Source organism: Acinetobacter sp. (assembly GCF_045628685.1).
Taxonomy (GTDB): domain Bacteria; phylum Pseudomonadota; class Gammaproteobacteria; order Pseudomonadales; family Moraxellaceae; genus Acinetobacter.
This window is the reverse complement of the sequence record NZ_JAZQPV010000042.1, coordinates 14,186-31,237: the sequence shown is the minus strand read 5'-3', so window position 1 is coordinate 31,237 and position 17,052 is coordinate 14,186. Positions and strand designations below refer to the sequence as shown.

The following is a 17,052-nucleotide window of genomic DNA, read 5'->3' as shown; positions in this document are numbered from 1 at the left end:
CTAATTTTTTTGCTGTGCCTCAGCAATTTCATCACTTAAACGCAAATAACTGTCCAAACGACGCTGTAAAATTTCACCATTCGCGGCTGCCTGACGTAAAGCACATTGTTTTTCATGCTTATGGGTACAGTTACGGAACTGGCAATGTCCAAGCAGATTCTCAATTTCAGGAAAACCTTGCTGAACTTTGTCGGGGTTCAAATGCCATAAACCAAATTCGCGAATTCCGGGGGAATCAATCAGGGCTGCACCTTCACCAAATGCAATTAAACGCGTAGAGGTGGTGGTGTGCTGACCCAACGCAGAATTTTCCGAAATAATGTTGGTTTTTTGCGCCGCATCTGGAACCATAGCATTAATCAGGGAACTTTTCCCGACCCCCGACTGCCCCACAAAGGCCACGGTTTCGCCCGCCAAACGATTGGCCAGTTCAGTTAAATCACCATCAGATTGAGTTTGCATTACTTCATAACCCAATGCTTGATACTCTTTCATTAAGTTCAAAATTGGATCATTTTTTTTGATTAAATCGGCCTTGTTTAACACCAAGAGTGCAGGAATTTCTGCATCGGCACATGCCACGATATAGCGGTCGATCAGGCTGGGTGCAACTTCTGGGAAGGATGCAAACACAATCACAATTAAACTGACATTGGCAGCGACCGGTTTAACTTTATGGTAACGGTCAGGACGGGTCAGCAGAGATTGACGTGGATGAATCGCAGTAATAATGCCAAGTCCGGTATTGGGGTCAGCCTGCCATTTGACCCGGTCACCTGTAACCAGTGCTTCTAAATTGGTTCGGGTATGGCAGCGCCAGACACTGCCGAGCTCAATTGGCTTCCAAAACGGTTCTGGTTCACCTGCAGGTACTTCAGGTTTGATCGGATGCTCATCAGGCATTGATAGGGCTTGAACCTCAAGTTGACGACCATAGTGCTGTACCACCAAGCCCTCTAAATCACTTGAAGTGTCGAGTTCTTCTTGACGTGTTTGATGTTGTTTCTGAATACGGCGTTGCTGCTGTTCAGTTAAACGACGTTTACGAATTAAAGCCATTCATATCCTAAAAAAACCATGAATTAAGAATGTCAAAAATAGCATGAAGCGGGGTACGAGTTACAGCCAAGATGCAATAAATTTGCTACTATAGCGGTTTTTAAGCCTAATAAGATTGCACATTTATGAGCAGCACTCCTGATACACGCCTGATTTGGATTGACCTTGAAATGACAGGTCTCGATACTGATAATGACCAAATTATTGAAGTTGCAACCATTGTGACGGACGATAACCTCAATATTTTGGCGGAAGGCCCTGTGCTTGCTGTTCACCAGTCAGATCGCGTGTTAAATGCGATGGATGAATGGAATACCCGTCAACATGGACAGTCGGGTCTGATTGAACGTGTACGTCGCAGCAAATTGACTGCGCAAGATGCCGAACAACAAACACTAGAATTCCTGAAAAAATGGGTAACACCAAAATCATCACCGATGTGTGGCAACTCCATTTGCCAAGACCGTCGTTTCTTGCACCGTTTAATGCCGGAAATGGAACAGTTTTTCCATTACCGTAATCTTGACGTATCTTCAGTGAAAGAGTTGGCGAAACGCTGGCGTCCAGAAATTATGGGCGGCTTGAAAAAGAATGCCTCACATTTAGCCATGGATGATATTCGTGATTCGATTGTTGAACTCAAATATTATCGCCAGTATTTCTTTATTACCAATTAAATAAAGAGTGAGAAAAAGAGGCGGAAGCCTCTTTTTTTATAACTAAAAATTCTTTTTCTATTTTATAAATATTTTTTATATTTCATTCATTGAATAATGCTGAAGATATAGGTTATCGCATACGGCTAGAATTTGATAAAATGCACCGGTGTTTTTTGATACCAGATGATGAATGGCTGATCTTCCTGAAGATGATGAATATGACCGCCGCTTTGCAGGTGTGGGAAAAATTTATGGAGAGGAAGCTTTCCGTCAGTATGAACACAGTCATGTAATGGTGATTGGCATTGGCGGTGTCGGTTCGTGGGCGGTTGAAGCTTTAGCGCGTACCGGTATTGGGGAGTTGACTATCATTGATATGGATGTGGTGGCAGCATCCAATATTAACCGTCAGTTACCGGCCATGAGCTCGACCTTAGGGCGTGAAAAAATTGAAGTGATGGCAGAGCGCTGTCATTCGATTAACCCGCGGATCAAAATTAATCTGGTGGATGATTATTTAACGTCTGACAATGTTCTAGAACTGTTAGAAAACAAACCTGATGTGGTTTTGGACTGCATTGATGATGTCAAAGCTAAACTTGCATTAATGCTGCATTGCCGGTTTAATAAAATCCCCTTGATTGTGTCGGGTGGGGCAGGTGGCAAGCTTGATCCTTTGAAAATTCGTGTTGCAGATTTATCTAAGACTGAACAAGACCCGATGCTGGCCAAATTGCGCAGTCAGTTGCGTGCCAAAGGCATCTGTAAAAAAACCAAAGAAAAGTTCGGTATTACCTGTGTGTATTCGATTGATAATCCGTTCTCAAGTGCAGATGTTTGTCCAAGTGCTGGCCTACGTTGTGGCGGTTATGGTTCGGCCGTTGTGGTCACTTCAAGTTTTGCTATGGTGGCTGTGTCAGAGGTATTGAAAAAGCTGACGGCTAAAAAAACAAAAACGGAAGCATTACAATCATGATATAAACCTGAGTCTGTTGATCTTTAAGCTGAGCATTAAATACATTTGGACGCTCCTATTAAATTTCAGCAGCCATTCCTGCTATTTATAAAAATTAAAACAATTGAGGCAAAGACATTTAACCAAGTTAAAAATAGTTCAAGTACTTGAGCAACTATAAAATTTATCGCTAATGAGCCTTTTAGAAATCTAAAGAGAAATTAGACTTCTTAACTCTCTTTATAAGCAAATTCTTTTTCGTTGTTTCTTCTGAGCTTTAAGCCAATCTTTTATTATTCAAATGTATAAGTTGAGTAAGGTGGGATATTCAAAGTGAAAAATATCACTACTCTAGAAAACAGGAAAAGCAGAAAATTAAATATTTTTTTATTTCTTATTTCTAAAGTTTAGCTTCAGGAGAAGAGTCATGACGGATAATCAGAATCGCGAAAAATTATGGCAACTCATTCAGGATGTACGATATGCCATGATTAGTTATACGACTGAAACGCAGGAATTACATTCACAACCCATGACCATGCTCAATTCTAAGAAGACTGAGCAGATAAGTGCAAGTCATAATCTATATTTTATCTTGAAAGATAGCAATGATCTGGTGAGTGCAGTCAATTTGGGGCGTCATCAGATTGGATTATCTTTTGCGAAACCGTCGGATGGCATTTATGTTTCGATCAGCGCCCATGCACATATCAGCACCGATCCAGCTTTGATTGATTTACTCTGGAATCCGTGGGCTGAAAACTGGTTTGCAGGAAAAGATGATCCAAGCGTGCGGGTCTTGGTCGCTGAAGCAGTTAGTGCAGAATATTGGAACGTGACCGACAATAAAGTGACTCAGCTCTTCAAACTGCTGAAAGGCAATATTACAGGGCATGCCGGTGAAGTAGATTCGGATCATCAAAAGCTGGATTTATAATCCGCCGCTATTAGGTGCTGAAAATATAGTTTAAGTATTTTTAGAGTGAGCATGAAGAACACGTATAGAGCAAAATACGTGTTCTTTTTTATATTTGCTGCGCTGATTTTTTTAATATCGCTATCAAAATTAAAGGCCAAAATAATAAGCCAATATACAAATCCCAATGGTCAGCAAAATCAGTTTAATTACTCCTGATGTACCGACTTTATGGGAAGCAGGTGCTTTGTGGGTTTTTAAATGTGCTGCTGCCGGGATAGCCGTATGTGCTCCATCCAGGGGGTTGGCCATTTCTACTTGGGTGAGTCTTGCAGACTGATAATGATTGGCCACTTTGACAATAAATTTTGCTCTTAAATCATCCAGTTTTTGCGAAAAGTGGCGCAGATTCAGTTGTTCTTCCGGATTAAGTTCACTGCCATCGGCATGAAATGGATGGTGTTGTTTATGCTGAATGTAAGTGGATAGTGCGTCTAAACGATGTAGGGTGGTATGTGCATAATCTGCTTGATACTCAGTCGGCAGCAAGGGCAAATACTTACTTTCGAGCAAAGGCGAGCCATCAGCATTTTCGGTTTCGGCTTGAGTGAGGCCGTAATAAGGGAAATCCCGGTTTGCCGGTTCGCTAAAGCCTTGTGCAAATTTGCTATCGAACAACTCGTTGTCGGTATAGGTCTTGATGTCATCCCAATTGGGCTGTTGCAAATCGGCATCAAGGCGTTTTGCAAGTTTGGGATTCAACTCAAAACGCCAAAATGTTTCTTGACGGCAGTGTTCCCGTTGCGGTTTTGGCGCTTCATAATCATTGTCAGCGTTATACCATTCGGGTAGTTCTTTACCAAAGATCCATGCGGTTTTTTTATGATGTTCATGGCTGACAATAAAATGGGGGATGGCGAGTAACTCTACATTGACATTGGGATTTTTTTCATCAATTAAAAGACTTGAACTATGTAAGCTAATGCGATGACTGCCTTGTTTTTTTAGACCTTCAAGCCAGATTTGAAAATGTTGTGCCAGTAAATGTTGTGACATGAGATCACGGAAACGCAAGTTATGCTGGTTAAAAATGGAATGTTGTACCCAATAATTAAAGCTTAAATTTTGGCTGAGATACTCATTACCATAGGTGACCAAGGTCAATTGTTGTTTCCAAATTGGATCGAGTGCCATTGTTATTGATCTCATGAATAATGCCTTTATCTTATACTTTTTATAAATCTGGATGCCAATCTAATTTTCCTCTACAGGGAACTTCATCAATACGTTCAAAAACTGTTAGAATATGGGGTTTTATTATATTTTTAAATTGTTGCTTTGAGAGTTACTATGTCACTGGAAGCCCTGACCACTGAAGCGCTCGCTGCGATTGCAGCAGCTCAAGACCTTGCTACACTCGATCAAGTACGAGTGCAATTTACAGGGAAGAAAAGCCAGCTTGCGGAACAATCGAAGGCACTGGGTAAAATGGATCCTGAAGAACGTAAAGTTTTTGGGGCGAAAATTCACGCTGTACGTGAGACCATTACCTGTGCGTTAACGACACGCCAGGCGGAATTACAAAAAGCTGCACTAGAACAAAAACTTGCTAGCGAAATGATCGACATTACCTTGCCAGGTCGTGGTCAGAGCGTGGGAAGCATCCACCCTGTGACTCAAGTGCAAGAACGTATTTGCCAATTCTTTACCAAAGCAGGTTTTACGGTTGCGACCGGTCCTGAAGTTGAAGATGATTATCACAACTTTGAAGCATTGAATATTCCCGGTCATCATCCTGCACGTGCCATGCATGACACCTTTTATTTTGATGTAAACCATTTACTACGTACGCATACTTCTGGTGTGCAAATCCGTACTATGGAAACTCAACAGCCACCGATTCGCATTGTCTGCCCAGGCCGTGTCTATCGCTGTGACTCGGATCAAACCCATTCACCAATGTTCCACCAAATTGAAGGCTTGTTTATTGCGGAAAATACCAGTTTTGCGGAACTGAAAGGTTTGTTGATTAACCTGTTAAATGAATTCTTTGAAAAAGATTTAACCGTACGTTTCCGCCCATCGTACTTCCCGTTCACTGAACCAAGTGCGGAAGTAGACATTATGGATGAGCGCGGTCGTTGGTTAGAAGTTTTGGGTTGCGGTATGGTGCATCCGAATGTGCTTCAAGCTGCGGGCATCGATCCTGAAAAATATAAAGGTTTTGCTTTTGGTCTGGGTGTAGAACGTTTTGCAATGCTTCGCTACGGTGTGAATGACTTGCGTATGTTCTTCCAAAATGATGTGCGTTTCTTACGCCAATTTGCTTAAACGAATTTATTAACCTCTCTTGCGAAGCAGTGCTTCTCATCTCCTTTAAAAAAGGAGAGGGACTCCGCGAAATGATTGGAGTTCTATTCCTTTTAAAAATGGGGAGTTAGGGGGATTCAAGAAATTAAATTTACAGGTTTTTATAGAAATGAAAATTAGCGAAAATTGGTTACGCACATGGGTAAACCCAGCCATCGATAGTGAAAAATTATCTGATCAATTGACTATGCTGGGTCTGGAAGTCGATGAGTTGGCGCCAGCAGCAAAACCATTTACAGGTGTAGTTGTAGGTGAGGTTCTGACTGTAGAGCAACATCCAGATGCAGACCGTTTACATGTCACCACAGTAAACATTGGTTCAGGTGAGCCATTACAGATTGTATGTGGTGCACCGAACGTACGTACAGGGATGAAAGCACCAGTAGCAACGATTGGTGCGGTTTTACCGGGTGATTTCAAAATCAAGAAAGGCAAGCTTCGTGGTGTTGAATCACAAGGGATGCTTTGTGGTGCTTCTGAAATTGACCTTGAAGATAAAATTGATGGTTTATTAGAATTGCCGAGCGATGCACCAGTGGGTGTAAATGTACGTGAATACTTAAACCTTGATGACAATGTGATTGATATTAGCATCACACCAAACCGTGGTGACTGCTTCAGCATTCGTGGTATCGCACGTGAAATTGGGGTGATTAACCAATTAGCTGTGACCGCACCTGAAATTACAGAAGTTGCCGCAACAATTACCGACGTTAAAAATGTGGTGGTTGATACAGCAGGGTGTCCCCGTTATTTGGGCCGTGTGATCAAAAACGTCAACACCAAAGCACCCACACCTGAATGGATGGAACGTGCGCTTGCTCGTTCCGGTATCCGTCAGCACAGTATTTTGGTTGATATCACCAACTATGTATTGATTGAACTTGGTCAACCACTTCATGCCTTTGATAGTGCTAAAGTTCAAGGTTCAGTCCATGTTCGTCAGGCAAGAGCTCAAGAGAAACTTGTTCTATTAAATGAACAAGAAGTTGAATTGACTGAAGATGTGATGGTGATTGCTGATGATGAAAAAGCATTAGCGATTGCCGGTATCATGGGTGGCTTGTCTTCATCAGTGACTGATGCTACTAATGAAATCTTCCTAGAAGCTGCATTTTTTGCACCCTTACACATTGCAGGTCGTGCACGTCGTTATGGTTTACATACCGATGCATCACAACGCTATGAGCGCGGTGTGGATTTCGAATTGCCAAGTATCGCCATGAACCGTGCATCACAGCTTATTGCTGAATTGGCAGGTGGTGAGTTTGGTCCAATTACAGTTTCAGAAAAAACTGAGCTTTTACCAACACGTGATGCAATTGAACTGAATCAATCTCAAGTGGATCAATTGTTGGGTTATCGCGTTGAAAGTGACTTTATTACCGATGCTTTACAACGTCTCGGTTGTATCGTAACGGTAAAAGCACAAGGCGAGTGGACTGTTGTTCCACCTTCCCATCGCTATGACATGGCTATTTATCAAGACCTGATTGAAGAAGTTGCCCGTATTCACGGTTATGACAACATTCAAATCAGCCTGCCTGTGATTGATGTGAAACTTGCAAAACATCAAGATCAGTTTGAATTGCCTCAGCTTCGTCAAACCTTGGTGACTTTAGGTTATCAAGAAGCAATCAGCTTTAGCTTTGCCGATGCCAAACTTGAAAAGCAGTTAAATCCAAACGTTAATCCATTGATGTTGGCAAATCCGATCTCAAGTGAATTGGCTGCAATGCGTTCGACTTTACTCTCAAGTTTGATCCCTTGTGTGCAATACAATATCAACCGTCAACAAAGCCGCGTACGCTTCTTTGAGTTGGGTTTGCGTTTTGATTATCAGGATGCAAAAAGCATCCATGATCTGAAACAAATCCCGACTTTGGCTTTAATCGCGGTAGGTGCTAAAACGGCTGAATCTTGGCATGAGAAAGCACAGCCGATGGATTTCTTTGATCTCAAAGGTGAAGTTGAAGAGATTTTAGCTGCTGGTCGTGTCAAGGTTGAATATGTTCGTTCAGAACGTGCATGGTTACATCCTGGTCAATCTGCTGAAATTTTGATAGATGGCAAGTCGGTAGGTTACCTAGGCCGTTTACACCCATCTTTAGAGGATGAGCTTGATCTGGGCATCACTTGGGTGGCAGAACTCGATCAACAGGCTGTTTTGCAAACTTATGTATCTAATTTTACAGAATTATCACGTTTTCCATCGGTTAGACGTGATATTGCGCTTTTAATTAGTGATAAGATTAATGTTAGCGAAATTCAGCAACTTATCGAGAAAACGGGTGGAGAGTTATTAGGCTCGACCTGGTTGTTCGATGTATACACTGGACAAGGTGTCGAACAGGGTAAACGCTCATTAGCATTTGCACTTTTATGGCAACATCCATCACGTACACTTGAAGATGCTGAAATTAAATCGGGTATGGATCAAATAATTGAAGTGTTGCAAAACACTTATCAGGCGACATTGAGGGCTTCATGACAGCATTAACAAAAGCAGAAATGGCTGATCATTTAAGTGAGCTCACGAGTTTAAACCGTCGTGAAGCAAAACAAATGGTCGAGTTGTTCTTCGATGAGATTAGCCAAGCGCTAATCTCAGGCGAACAAGTAAAACTTTCGGGGTTCGGTAACTTTGAGTTGCGTGATAAACGTCAACGTCCAGGTCGAAACCCGAAAACGGGTGAAGAGATTCCAATTTCTGCACGCCGTGTAGTCACATTCCGCGCAGGGCAGAAATTCCGCCAGCGCGTAGGAAATGAGCAGATCGATTGATCTGCTTTTTTTATTTTAAATTTGCTTAGTTTCTCTCACTTAACACTTAAGTGAGGGTGGAGTTGGCTATAGCAGAAAGTAAGATTTTAGCTGAATAAGATGAGAGATTTTTTATTTTATTAATCTTTATTTTTGCCATAAAAAAGAGAGCCAAATGGCTCTCTTTTTTACTTAATAATCGTAAAGATTATTGAGCTTTAGGTGCAGCAGCATCAGAAGCAGCAGTAGCATCAGCAGCAGCGTCAACAGCTACAGCAGCAGCGTCAACAGCTTCAGAAGCAGCAGCGTCAGCAGCAGCAGCGTCAGCAGGAGCAGCTTCAACAGTAGCAGCAGAAGCAGCAGCTTCAGCTTCAGATGCAGCTTCTACAGCTTCAGATGCAGCAGAGTTAGCGTCAGCAGCAGCTTCTTCAGTTTTTTTAGCACAACCAACGAAAGCTAAAGTAGTAGCAACTGCAGCAGCAATAGCGATTTTTTTGAATAACATGGCATCACTCTCTAAAATATGAGATAAAAAAAAACCTTTGTTAGCCTGTTGAGTGCTTTTATTCTTCCTAATATTTGTTAGGCAGTAACAATGCAAAGGCAGTCTAACTGGTCTGCAAATATGCTATCACTGCGCATTTTTAATTACTACTACTGCGCGAGCAAAAAATGCGAAAAAGGATGCAAAATGGGCAATTTATTAACAGAAAATAACAATCAAGTAGTGGGTTTATATTGGATAAGTACTAAATAAGCTGCTAAAAAATATCATTTTTTTGTCTCATTATTTTAATAATCAGAAACTTGCATAAAAGTTTACAATCCCAAAAACCAATTGTATTTTTATGTAAGTAAAGTCAACCAAATAAAAAGGCCATCGTTATAGATAGCCTTTTATACATAAAAACAATAATGAATCGAATTAGCTGGTTGCTTTGCGTTTCATTTGATCAAAGAAATCATCATTGGTTTTGGTTTCTTTCATACGGTCGAGCAAGAATTCCATTGCCGCCAATTCATCCATAGGGTGAAGCAGCTTACGCAGAATCCATACTTTACGCAGGTTATCTTCGCTCATGAGACGTTCTTCACGGCGTGTACCTGATTTCTTGATATTCATCGCAGGGAACACACGTTTTTCAGAAATACGGCGATCAAGGGTAATTTCCTGGTTACCTGTACCTTTGAATTCTTCGTAGATCACGTCATCCATTTTACTGCCGGTTTCAATCAATGCAGTGGAAATGATCGTCAGTGAACCTCCTTCTTCAATATTACGTGCTGCACCGAAGAAGCGTTTTGGACGTTCTAGTGCATGTGCATCCAGACCACCAGTAAGTACCTTGCCTGATGAAGGAATAACCGTGTTATATGCACGTGCCAAACGGGTGATTGAGTCAAGCAGAATAACTACATCCTTCTTGTGTTCAACCAGACGTTTTGCTTTTTCAATCACCATTTCAGCGACTTGTACGTGACGAGCAGGTGCTTCATCAAATGTTGAGGCAACAACTTCACCACGAACGGTACGTTCCATTTCAGTAACTTCTTCTGGGCGTTCGTCTATCAGAAGAACAATCAGGAATACTTCTGGATTATTACGAACAATCGACTGTGCGATCGTTTGCAATAGCATTGTTTTACCAGCTTTAGGCGGTGCGACAATAATTGAACGTTGTCCTTTACCAATGGGTGCAACCAAGTCAACCACACGTGAGGTTAAGTCTTCCGTGGTGCCATTACCCAACTCCATAATCAATTGTTCAGTTGGGAACAATGGAGTTAAGTTTTCAAATAAAATTTTGTTACGTGAGTTTTCAGGCGTGTCGTAGTTAATTTGATTTACTTTTAATAAAGCAAAATAACGTTCGCCTTCTTTCGGTGGGCGAATCGTACCTGTGATGGTGTCACCCGTACGTAAGTTAAAGCGACGAATTTGAGAGGGGCTGACATAAATGTCATCAGGACCTGCAAGATATGAACCTGCTGCAGAGCGGAGGAAACCAAAACCATCAGATAGAATTTCTAAAACACCATCACCAAAAATCTCTTCGCCATTCATTGCATGGCGCTTTAAGATGGCAAAAATGATGTCTTGCTTACGGTTACGAGCCATTCCTTCTAGGCCCATAAACTCGGCAATCTTGATGAGTTCGCCAATCGGTTTTTTCTTGAGTTCAGTTAAATTCATAGGGGGTCAGATAGAATCAAAATTCTGGAATAGAGATGAGGAAAGGGAGCAACATTCAGCCGCTTGCACGCAATAAAAGTAACGTAATTGTATTTGCACAATAACAATTCAGAGGTCTGATTCATTGTTTCGAAGAAAAAAGTATAAAAACAATTTCTGTTGCCGAGCGGCGATCTTATGTGTTGTGTCTTGTAAGAAAATTGCGGATTGAAAATCCTTTATTTCTTGAACATATAATATAAGAGAGAATACAGCTTTTGTCAATTTATAGAGGAAAAAAATACGCTATCCGGAGATAGCGTATCGGATTAAATTGGACGGCTTTTAAATTAGATGTTTTCTTCAATAAATGCAGTCAACTTAGATTTTGGAGCCGCGCCTACTTGTTGCGCCACCACTTCACCATTTTTGAACATCAATAATGCAGGAATGTTACGGATGTTGTAATTCACGGCTGTTGCTTCGCAAGCAGTTACGTCAACTTTAACAACCTTAACTTTGCCTTCGAATTCTGTAGAAAGTACTTCTAATACAGGTGCAATCGCTTTACATGGTGCACACCAGCCTGCCCAGAAATCGACAAGTACAGGAACGTCAGATTGTAAAACGTCAGCTTCGAAGTTTGCATCAGTTGTGTTTACGATATTGCCAGACATGGATATGCTCCAAATAAGATTTTAAGATAGTTTTATATCTATAAGTATTACATAGCCTCGTTTAACTATGTAGGGGGATATATAGATTTTCAAACATTATATTGAGTTTGTCTAATTGATGCTCACGATATTGGTAATCGTGTCATGCAATTGTCAATCCATATAAACCTAAAAACTGCTTCATTTGTGTTTATAAATGGCTTTTAAATTGCAGTTATGTGAATTACTCTAAGCATAATTCTTATAGGTTCGTTGAATAATGTCTGATTTTTTGATTGATGAAGAGTTGCTTGCTGCCATCGATATGGGGTCGAACAGTTTTCATCTTGCTATTGCGCGTGTAGATCACGGCGAAGTAAAGAAAGTTGCTTCAATGTCAGAAAAAGTGCAATTGGCTGCAGGTCTTGATGAAAATAAAAATCTGACTGAAGCTGCACAGCAACGTGGCCTGGCCTGTTTGGCACGCTTTGTCGGACGGTTAAGTTCGGTACAAGCGAACCGTATGCGAATTGTAGCGACCAATGCCTTACGTCAAGCCAAGAATGGTCATGAGTTTATTCAAAAAGCCGCAGAGATTTTACCCAAACCGATTGAAATTATTGCCGGTCGTGAAGAAGCGCGTCTGATTTATTTGGGCGTATCACATACCATGGCCAATAGCGGTCGTCGTTTAGTCATTGATATTGGTGGCGGTTCGACAGAATTGATTATTGGAGAAGAATTCGAACCCATTCATACTGAATCTTTACAAATGGGCTGCGTGGCATTTACCAAAGCTTATTTTAGTGATGGGGAAATTAACCAGAAAAATTTTGATAAAGCGGTCGTTGCTGCACGTAAAGAACTTTCAGGTATTGCCAATACCTATAAAACAGCGGGTTGGGACACGGTTGTCGGTTCAAGTGGCACCATTAAAGCCTGTCGTCAAATTACTGTAAACATGGGCTGGAGCGATGGACAAGAGAACTTGACTCGCGAGGGTCTGGAAAAGCTCAAAGAAAAATTACTCAAATTTAAACATATCTCTGATGTAGATTTTGATGGTTTAAAAGAAGACCGCCGAGCAGTTTTGCCAGCAGGGGTTGCCATTTTATACGCTGTATTTGATGTGCTTGAGTTGAACAAGTTGGTGTATTCCGATGGTGCATTACGCGAAGGTGTGATGTATGACTTGCTAGGACGGTTCCAGCATGAAGATATTCGCGATCGAAGTGTGCAAGCTTTGATGGGGCGTTATAACGCAGATCCCAAACAGGCAGAACGTGTCGTGAAAACTGCACAATATTTATTTGAAGGTGTCGCTAAAACACTGAATTTAAACAGCGAAGACAGTGATTTATTGCGCCGGGCTGCATATTTGCATGAAATTGGCTTGGCCATTAGTCATGCAGGTTATCACCGTCACGGGGCATATTTGTTGCAACATTCAGATATCGCCGGCTTCTCGCAAATTGATCAAAACCATCTTTCACACTTGGTGGCGCATCATCGTCGTAAGTTACGCAGTGACAGCCGTGTAGATGTGATGAAGGTAGGTGGTCGCAAATTAGTTTACCTCAGTCTATTACTGCGTTTAGCTGTTTTGCTAAATCATAGTCGTAGCGATGAGATGCTTCCTGCCATTGAATTAAGTGTCGACAATGAGCAACAATGGCAACTAAGCGTTTCTGGCGATGCCAAACAATGGCCTTTGCTTGTAGCAGACTTGCACGATGAACAGGTGCAGTTCAAGCATTGGGATATTGAATTGAATATTCAGTCGGAACAATTTATCTATTAACAAGTTATTGGTTAACAAGCTATTGTTAGTTTTGGGATAATGGTCGACCTATGAAAAATAAAGCTGCTCAATCTAAAGCATGGACAACGGTTAAAATTGCACGTCATCCGGAACGTCCGCAATTTTTGGATTATGTTGGTGAAATTTTCACTGAATTCGATGCTTTACACGGTGATCGGTTATTTGGTGATGATGGTGCAATGATCGGTGGCTTGGCACGTTTTAATGGTCAGCCAGTCATGATTGTTGGCCAACACCGTGGCCGTAGCACGCGTGAAAAATTGCAACATAACTTCGGGATGAGTAATCCGGAAGGCTATCGTAAATCACAGCGTTTGCTGGACATGGCCGAGCGATTTAATCTGCCGGTATTTACTTTTATTGATACCATGGGCGCATATCCAGGCGTAGGGGCTGAAGAACGTGGTCAGGCAGAAGCAATTGCGACCAGTCTTGCACAACTTTCAAGCTTGAAAGTTCCTGTAATTGCAACTGTATTAGGTGAAGGCGGTTCAGGTGGTGCACTCGGTATTGGTGTGGCAGACCGTGTGGTGATGCTGTCTCACAGTATTTATTCAGTTATTTCTCCTGAAGGTTGTGCATCCATTTTGTGGAAAACCGCGGAAAAAGCTGAACAAGCCAGTGAAGCGCTTGCATTGACTGCGGAAAAACTACAAAAAATGGGCATTGTGGAATATGTGGTAGATGAAGGTGAAGGCGCACATTTGCAGCCTGAACAAGTCATGCAAGCTCTTAAAGAAGTGTTACAACAGGCTTTAGAGGAATTGCAATCGATGGATGCGAATGAAAGATGCGAAGCACGTTACCAGCGTTTAATGAAGTTTGGCAGCAACAATTTAGGTCTGGCGTCTTAAAGCAAATTCAGTGCTTTCCTCCTGAGAGCACTTTTTTAATTGGATGTAGCGGTGGCATGGATTCCATGTTGCTGCTGCATTTAATGTCTTGTTTATGCCCTGAAAAAATCCGTGCCATCTACATCGATCACCAATTACAAAGTGTGAGTGCAGATTGGGGACAGTTTGTATCAGATCAATGTGCTGTGCTGAATATTCCTTGTATTGTTGAACTTGTCGAGGTACAAGCAGGCAATTTGGAACATCAGGCACGTACGGCACGTTATCAAGCCTACTTAAAACATTTAAAACCCAATGAAATTCTGGTTCTGGCCCATCATCAGCAAGATCAGGCAGAAACCTTGATTTTGCGTTTGCTCTCGGGTGCTGGAGTACACGGTTTATCCGCCATGAAACAGGTCGATGTGCGTGAGCAATTTACCATTTGGCGACCGCTGCTGAATCTCTCGCGTGAGCAGATTTGCCAATGGGCTGCCCAACTGAATGTGCAAAATATTCACGATCCCACCAATTTAGATACCCATTATGATCGTGCCTGGTGCCGTCATGAATTATGGTCAGTGCTGCAAAATCGTTATCCAAAAATGCAGCAGGCATTGAGTCGTACCAGCTATTTAATGCAGGATGCTGATGAAATCTTGCAAGAGGTATTACAACAGGATTTAGCACTTTGCGGATCGGCAACTGAACTTGATTTAAAAAAATTATCCCCATTATCAAATGCACGTCAAAGACAACTGTTATCTGCCTGGATGAAAGGGCAGGATACTTATCGTCCGAGTTTTGAGATGGTGGAACGTGTATTGCATGAAGTGATTGATTCCAAATCTGATGCACAGGCAGCCTTGCACTGGAACCAATATTATTATGTGCGTTATCAACAAAAACTTTATAGATTAAGTTCAGCAGAATATCGGGCTGAAAAAAGCCAAGCTAATACTTCAGCACAAGTAATCTGTTTCGACTTCAATAACAATATTGAAGTGCTTTCAGGACAGTACATTGCGGAAACTGCAAAAATAGGCTTATCTACAAAGTTGTTAAATAAAGAATTGAATCTGCTAATGCGCCAAGGCGGAGAAAAAATTCATTTGCATGGACGAATGGGGGCCTGGCCGTTAAAAAAAGCCATTCAGGAAGCACAAATTTTTCCTTGGCAGCGTTATACAATTCAAATATTAAGCATAGATAATGTTATGCTTGGTGTTTTTACCCCGAAAGGGTTTTGGTTAGCTCAATCTGAATATTGTGAAGTAGGTGGTTGGCAACCAAATTTGATCTCTTAGTTAAAAAATTCTAAGTCGAGTATGATTCATGAGTGCAGCTTTAAATTGTAATATTTGTTTTATTGGTGGCGGTAATATGGCTCAAGCCTTAATTGGCGGACTCATTTCGCGTGGTTTGCCACCAGCACGTATTACAGTTTCCGATCCGGTCGAGAAAGTACGTCTTTTATTAGAAGAAAAAGATGTGCATGTCACCGATGACAATATTGCTGCCATTCGTGATGCCGATATCGTCCTTTTTGCGGTGAAACCACAAGTATTGGCAAATGTATTAAAGCCGTTGAAGGGGTTGTTTGACGGTAAATTGGTGATGTCTATTGTTGCAGGGGCTGAAATTGCAACCATCGCAAATCTGCTAGACACCGATCGAATTGTTCGGGTAATGCCGAATACACCTGCTTTGGTACAAACTGGGGCACATGGTTTGTATGCGACTGATGCAGTAGATAGCAAAGACCGTGAGCTTGCAAGCCAGGTTCTAGCCGCAACCGGTTTAACCCTGTGGGTAAATTCTGAAGCGCAGATTGATGCAGTGACTGCAGTGTCTGGTTCTGGTCCAGCATATTTCTTTTATATGATGGAAAGCATGATTCGTGCGGGCAAAAACTTGGGTCTGGATGAGAAAGTGGCGACAGCGCTGACTTTACAGACGGCCTTAGGTGCGGCACAAATGGCGATTACCAGTGCAAATTCACCTGCAGAATTACGTAAAAATGTGACATCTCCAAACGGTACAACTCAGGCTGCACTTGAAGTATTTGATCGTGCACAAATTTCTCAAAATATTCAGGCCGCTTTGGCTGCAGCTCAAAAGCGCAGTCAAGAACTTGCTCAAGAGCTAAGTGAAAGTAGCAAATAACTCGTTTTTATTTAGGAAAGTTCCAGTATGGGTGCAAACTCTGCGCTAATTTTTGGCATTATCATTAACGTAGCGATTTTGCTCGTGTTCTTCCGTTTTCTCATGCAGTTGGCAGCGGTGAATGCTTATAATCCGGTGGTCATGTCTACGGTAAAAGCCACGAAAATCGTTGATGTCTTTGGTCGTATTTTTCCCACTGTAGCAAAAGGTCGCGTCAATTTAGCGGCTTTGGCCTTGGTGGTATTATTATATTTACTCAAGATTTTTGGGGTGATGTACTTATCCGGTGCCATGCCGAATAGTCCAGTGCATTTGGTGATTTTGACTTTTGTCACCATGATTCAGGACCTGATTCGTTTCTGTCGTTACTTAATTTTTGCAACCATTATTCTAAGCTGGGTAGTGATGTTTACACAGTCTCGCTCACCTTATATTGAAGTGATTCAAGAACTGGCAGAACCCTTGTTGGCGCCATTCCGTCGTATTCTGCCGAATATGGGAATGATTGATTTATCTCCAATCATCGCATTTTTGACTTTATATATTGCTGAAATCATCATGAATCAAGTGGCGATTGTACTTTTAACAGGGCTTTAAAATTTGTTCAATAAAAAAGGACTCGATGGAGTCCTTTTTTATTGCCTATTGAAACGCTCTATTTTTTATGGAAATAGAAAATG

Annotated in this window: 16 protein-coding genes; 11 read left to right on the top strand and 5 right to left on the bottom strand. The window is 41.6% G+C overall.

All coding sequences use genetic code 11. The features are described 5' to 3' along the window. Positions 1-1,059: a small ribosomal subunit biogenesis GTPase RsgA gene (gene rsgA, locus ACKI4H_RS05880; protein WP_407304425.1), complete on the bottom strand. Its 1,059-nt coding sequence runs from the start codon at positions 1,057-1,059 to the stop codon at positions 1-3. 125 nt (positions 1,060-1,184) lie between these two features. Here rsgA and orn point away from each other — a divergent pair, with 125 nt between their 5' ends. The 3 genes from orn to ACKI4H_RS05865 all read left to right on the top strand — a co-directional run bounded on the left by orn (position 1,185) and on the right by ACKI4H_RS05865 (position 3,610). Next, positions 1,185-1,736, top strand: coding sequence for an oligoribonuclease (gene orn / locus ACKI4H_RS05875; RefSeq protein ID WP_407304424.1), 552 nt, complete (start codon positions 1,185-1,187; stop codon positions 1,734-1,736). Between the two features lie 172 nt (positions 1,737-1,908). After that, positions 1,909-2,694 carry a ThiF family adenylyltransferase gene (locus ACKI4H_RS05870; RefSeq protein ID WP_407304422.1) on the top strand — a complete coding sequence of 262 codons (786 nt, stop codon included), beginning with the start codon at positions 1,909-1,911 and terminating at the stop codon, positions 2,692-2,694. A gap of 406 nt (positions 2,695-3,100) precedes the next feature. Further along, positions 3,101-3,610 (top strand): pyridoxamine 5'-phosphate oxidase family protein, encoded by a 510-nt coding sequence (locus tag ACKI4H_RS05865; protein WP_407304421.1) that lies wholly within the window; start codon positions 3,101-3,103, stop codon positions 3,608-3,610. Between the two features lie 129 nt (positions 3,611-3,739). On the opposite strand, the gene ACKI4H_RS05860 is transcribed toward ACKI4H_RS05865, so the two are convergent. Then, positions 3,740-4,783, bottom strand: coding sequence for a hypothetical protein (locus ACKI4H_RS05860; protein WP_407304458.1), 1,044 nt, complete (start codon positions 4,781-4,783; stop codon positions 3,740-3,742). 156 nt (positions 4,784-4,939) lie between these two features. Here ACKI4H_RS05860 and pheS point away from each other — a divergent pair, with 156 nt between their 5' ends. The 3 genes from pheS (at position 4,940) to ACKI4H_RS05845 (ending at position 8,743) form a co-directional block, all read left to right on the top strand. After that, positions 4,940-5,920 carry a phenylalanine--tRNA ligase subunit alpha gene (pheS, locus tag ACKI4H_RS05855; RefSeq protein ID WP_407304420.1) on the top strand — a complete coding sequence of 327 codons (981 nt, stop codon included), beginning with the start codon at positions 4,940-4,942 and terminating at the stop codon, positions 5,918-5,920. Positions 5,921-6,068: 148 nt separating this feature from the next. Continuing rightward, positions 6,069-8,450: a phenylalanine--tRNA ligase subunit beta gene (gene pheT, locus ACKI4H_RS05850; RefSeq protein ID WP_407304419.1), complete on the top strand. Its 2,382-nt coding sequence runs from the start codon at positions 6,069-6,071 to the stop codon at positions 8,448-8,450. Next, on the top strand, positions 8,447-8,743 hold the full coding sequence (locus ACKI4H_RS05845) for an integration host factor subunit alpha (RefSeq protein WP_004649746.1): 297 nt from the start codon (positions 8,447-8,449) through the stop codon (positions 8,741-8,743). Before pheT ends, ACKI4H_RS05845 begins: the two co-directional genes overlap by 4 nt. Before the next feature lie 187 nt (positions 8,744-8,930). Here the strand turns inward: ACKI4H_RS05845 and ACKI4H_RS05840 are convergent, their stop codons facing one another. The 3 genes from ACKI4H_RS05840 to trxA form a co-directional block, all read right to left on the bottom strand. After that, complete coding sequence (locus ACKI4H_RS05840) at positions 8,931-9,227, bottom strand: hypothetical protein (protein ID WP_407304418.1); 297 nt, start codon at positions 9,225-9,227, stop codon at positions 8,931-8,933. Positions 9,228-9,647: 420 nt separating this feature from the next. Beyond that, a complete protein-coding gene (rho, locus tag ACKI4H_RS05835) occupies positions 9,648-10,916 on the bottom strand; it encodes a transcription termination factor Rho (RefSeq protein WP_407304417.1) in 1,269 nt (422 codons plus the stop codon). Positions 10,917-11,245: 329 nt separating this feature from the next. Continuing rightward, positions 11,246-11,572, bottom strand: a complete 327-nt coding sequence (gene trxA / locus ACKI4H_RS05830; RefSeq protein ID WP_086175779.1) for a thioredoxin — start codon at positions 11,570-11,572, stop codon at positions 11,246-11,248. Between the two features lie 259 nt (positions 11,573-11,831). On the opposite strand from trxA, the gene ppx reads away from it, so the two are divergent. The 5 genes from ppx to ACKI4H_RS05805 are packed head-to-tail and all read left to right on the top strand — an operon-like array spanning position 11,832 to position 16,969. After that, on the top strand, positions 11,832-13,352 hold the full coding sequence (gene ppx, locus ACKI4H_RS05825; RefSeq protein ID WP_407304415.1) for an exopolyphosphatase: 1,521 nt from the start codon (positions 11,832-11,834) through the stop codon (positions 13,350-13,352). Positions 13,353-13,402: 50 nt separating this feature from the next. After that, a complete protein-coding gene (locus ACKI4H_RS05820) occupies positions 13,403-14,227 on the top strand; it encodes an acetyl-CoA carboxylase carboxyltransferase subunit alpha (RefSeq protein WP_407304414.1) in 825 nt (274 codons plus the stop codon). Beyond that, positions 14,164-15,513 carry a tRNA lysidine(34) synthetase TilS gene (tilS, locus tag ACKI4H_RS05815; RefSeq protein ID WP_407304413.1) on the top strand — a complete coding sequence of 450 codons (1,350 nt, stop codon included), beginning with the start codon at positions 14,164-14,166 and terminating at the stop codon, positions 15,511-15,513. Before ACKI4H_RS05820 ends, tilS begins: the two co-directional genes overlap by 64 nt. Before the next feature lie 28 nt (positions 15,514-15,541). Beyond that, a complete protein-coding gene (proC, locus tag ACKI4H_RS05810) occupies positions 15,542-16,372 on the top strand; it encodes a pyrroline-5-carboxylate reductase (RefSeq protein WP_407304410.1) in 831 nt (276 codons plus the stop codon). Positions 16,373-16,399: 27 nt separating this feature from the next. Next, complete coding sequence (locus tag ACKI4H_RS05805; RefSeq protein WP_067721822.1) at positions 16,400-16,969, top strand: YggT family protein; 570 nt, start codon at positions 16,400-16,402, stop codon at positions 16,967-16,969. The last annotated feature ends 83 nt before the right edge of the window (positions 16,970-17,052 follow it).